This window comes from Colidextribacter sp. OB.20 (genome assembly GCF_009911595.1).
GTDB lineage: Bacteria > Bacillota > Clostridia > Oscillospirales > Oscillospiraceae > Lawsonibacter.
The window spans coordinates 1-3,396 of record NZ_QWKG01000124.1 but is presented as its reverse complement, the minus strand read 5'-3'; the positions used below and the strand labels follow the sequence as shown (position 1 = coordinate 3,396).

Below are 3,396 nucleotides of genomic sequence, written 5' to 3'. Positions count from 1 at the left end.
CTTTTTTCCCTCCTCTCCGCCACAAAACTACATTTTTTCCTCGGCGTTTTCTTTCATTTTATCATTGGCGCTGACAGGAATGGACGTTTGAAAACGACAACGGGCAATGCCCCCAAATGCACAAAGCCCATGCTTATGTAGAGTGTTGGGAGGAAATGAAAGCCGGGAATATCGGCTATCTGTTATGGGGCATGGTAGGCACAGGCAAAAGCTATTTCGCCGGGTGTATCGCCAACGCCCTCATGGAGCAAGAGGTTTCCGTGTGCATGACAAACTTTGCCCTTATCCTCAATGACCTTGCCGCCAGCTATAAGGGCAGGAACGAGTACATAGCCCGCCTTTGCAGCTTCCCTCTGCTTATCCTTGACGATTTCGGCATGGAGCGTGGCACGGAATACGGGCTTGAACAGGTTTACAACGTGATTGACAGCCGATACCGCAGCGGCAAGCCCTTAATCGTGACAACAAACTTGACGCTGGAAGAATTGCAGAACCCGGAGGACACCGCCCATGCCCGGATATATGACCGCCTTACGGAAATGTGTACCCCCGTCCGCATTACCGGGGAGAATTTCAGGAAAGCCAGAGCAAGGGAGAAAATGGAACAGCTTAAAACGCTGCTGAACAGAAAGGAGAGCCTATGACCGACACCCCCAACAGAAGCACCGCCACTACCGCCCGCCGCCCGGATTGCGTGACCGAGGTACGCCGGGGGAACACCGTCCTTGTGGTTTCCGGCTACTTCAAGCAAGGCACTACCGCCACCGCCGCCGACAAGATGATGAAAGTGCTGGAAGCTGAAAGCGCAGCCGGGGGAACAGCCGCCCATGCCATGTAAAGCGACATTCCTTACCGAAAATCAATCGACATTATGTGCCATAAAGTAGCAAAAAGGACTGTACAGCCAGCCCCGCCGTGTGGTATAATAAACATACGGAATAGTGGGCTGGCTGTCGGAAACGGAGGAATCTATGTCAAGACAGACCACCCAAACACTTATCACCGCCCTTTATCCGAGATTATCCCATGAGGACGAGCTTTCCGGGGAATCCAATTCCATAAGCAACCAAGAGAACATTTGTCAAGGGGGATTTCACCATAAAAATGAAATCCCCCCCGTTAAACTAGGATTAGTATCTCAAAATAAAGTATATCACATATACCCAACTCAACAGTCCGTGAAAAATGGCCCACCCAACAGAGTGCCAAGTAGAATAACTAATTACCATTGCCAAAGCGCTGCCAAATGTGATACCTGTCTTTACTGTTTTTTCGACAGTTTCTCTTTTTTGTTCATCCATGTATATGTATCCTCCCCGAAATTTCGATTTATCGAATTAACACGAGCCAAGTATACCACTAATGCGAATGACATTCAACCCTCATTTATAGGCGTTGATAGTACTGGCAAGCAAGGCACCGGTATATACCCGGCGCAGCTTGTTGGTGGCTGAAGGCCCCCAAGCCCCCGGTGATCGGCGCGGCTGCGTCCGATGCACAAGCCACCGTTGGCGTCTGCTGATTATATACCGGCAGGGAAGGACACCCCGGCGAAGCCGCCCCCGGAGGGCGCACGGCTGCCGTCAGGCAGTACTACCATCGGCCCTTGGCAGGTGGTGAGTAAGTGCGCTCTTAGGAGGGGGGCCTATAAAGAAGAAGGAGCGCCCAGGTCATTCCCAGACACTCCCGCTTCGGTTCCCTTCTGCTGGTCGATCACCGCCTTTTCAGCCTGTGTCATTTTGCCACAAATGAACCGTCAGCCAATGTGTATTTGGATGGTGAAACCACCCTTTACACAATACATCTCAGAAGCGAATCCTTGAAAACTACGCCAAACAGAACGGCTTTTCAAATCTGAAATGGTACACGGACGACGGTTATTCCGGGGCGAATTTCAATCGTCCGGGCTTTCAGGAAATGTTGGAGGATATTGAGGCCGGTTATGTAACCACCGTGATCGTAAAAGATATGTCCCGCCTGGGGCGTAACTATTTGCAGGTCGGCTACTATACCGACACCTATTTCCCTGACCATGATGTTCGGTTTATCGCCGTAAATGACGGCGTGGACAGCGACCAGGGCGACGATGATTTTTCGCCCTTCCGCAACATCATGAAGAACAAACGCTGTTTGGGAGGGGGAACAACGAAAGGTGGCTTTATAATTTCAAATGGATAAACTCCAGGTTCTACTACATACTGCTTTTACTCGACCAGACCGACAAAGCGGTAAAACACTTTGATGTCCTGCCTGCGCTGTCCGTCTACAACGGTACGCTCACCAACCTCAATATGGTCTATCAGTTCATCAATGGTGGTCCGATCAAGGTCCTGCAAGTTCAAATACTTTCGGATGATCGCCGTCCAGTTTTGAATGGCGGCGGTTTTCTGCTGTGCCTTATCTACCTCGGACAGAAGCGCATCCAGGTGTTCCGCCTTGGCAAGCCGCTCCTGTTCGTTTTTTTGCGTCAACACCATGAATGTGCTTTCGCTGACCGCGCCGCTGTACTTGTCCTCATAAAGTTTAGCGGTCATGGTCTCCAGCTCCAGCACCCTGCGACGCAGCTTGCTGATTTCTTGCTTGGCATCGGCCAGACGCTGCTCGTCATAATCCGCGATCTTGCGTTTGAGCCTGTCCACTACGGCGGCTTCATTTACTGTCACCGCCTGGGCTTGGGTCCTGATTTCCGCAATCACGATTTGCGTCAGCGTCTGCTCATAAATCCTGTGCCACGAACATACGCTCCGGCCCGACTTGCCATAGGTTCCGCAGAAATAGGAGACATAGCGTTTTTTTGTGCCATTCTTGCGGTGCTGCGTCTCCGCGTTGGCGCATAAAGGGGTCTTGCAATCAGCGCATACCAGCTTGCCGGTGAACAATTTCGGAGTAGGCTCCTGCCTGCCGACAGAACGGAGACTTGCCGCCTCATTGATCTTCTGAACGGTCTCCCATTCCTCTGCGGTGACAATGGCCTCATGCAGCGCCTCATGGCGAATCCACTCAATTTCTGGCTTGTCGATCTGCGTGTGGTCCTTATAGGAACGGGTGCCGGTGTGGTTCATCAGCAGCGTCCCTTTGTAAACCTCATTATGGAGAATGGTTTTTACCGTTGCATAGGTCCAGAGCTGGGCGGCTTTGCAGCCGTCCTTGCCGTTGATCCGGCTCCAGTAGACACGCGGCGAGGTAATGCCCTCCCGGTTGAGGGCGGCGGCGATCTGACCATAAGCCGTACCCGCCAGCCGCATATCATATATCCGGCGCACGATACTGGCGGCGTACTCGTCAATGACCAGCTTGTGCTTGTCCTCGACGCTCTTGCGGTAAGCGTCAAATGCGGAACCGCCAGACGTTTTATGTAGTCTGGCGGTTCGGGTTGGATTTAAGAATCATCGAATT

Annotated in this window: 2 protein-coding genes and 2 pseudogenes; 3 read left to right on the top strand and 1 reads right to left on the bottom strand. The window is 52.0% G+C overall.

Translation table 11 applies throughout. The features are described from left to right. Nucleotides 1–74: 74 nt before the first annotated feature. From D1641_RS18620 to D1641_RS18605, 3 genes and pseudogenes are all read left to right on the top strand, one after another. Nucleotides 75–644, top strand: a pseudogene (locus tag D1641_RS18620) (ATP-binding protein); the annotation flags it as partial. Further along, complete coding sequence (locus tag D1641_RS18615; protein WP_103242804.1) at nt 641–838, top strand: transposon-encoded TnpW family protein; 198 nt, start codon at nt 641–643, stop codon at nt 836–838. The pseudogene D1641_RS18620 and the gene D1641_RS18615, both read left to right, overlap by 4 nt. Before the next feature lie 962 nt (nt 839–1,800). After that, a pseudogene (locus tag D1641_RS18605) lies at nt 1,801–2,112 on the top strand (recombinase family protein); the annotation flags it as partial. A 92-nt stretch (nt 2,113–2,204) separates the two neighbouring features. Here the strand turns inward: D1641_RS18605 and D1641_RS18600 are convergent. Beyond that, on the bottom strand, nt 2,205–3,263 hold the full coding sequence (locus tag D1641_RS18600) for a recombinase family protein (protein ID WP_347707472.1): 1,059 nt from the start codon (nt 3,261–3,263) through the stop codon (nt 2,205–2,207). Nucleotides 3,264–3,396: the final 133 nt, after the last annotated feature.

What these genes read in the sequence shown, in the direction of transcription:
- D1641_RS18615 (WP_103242804.1), top strand. Translation starts at nt 641, where the DNA reads ATGACCGACACCCCCAACAGAAGCACCGCCACTACCGCCCGCCGCCCG.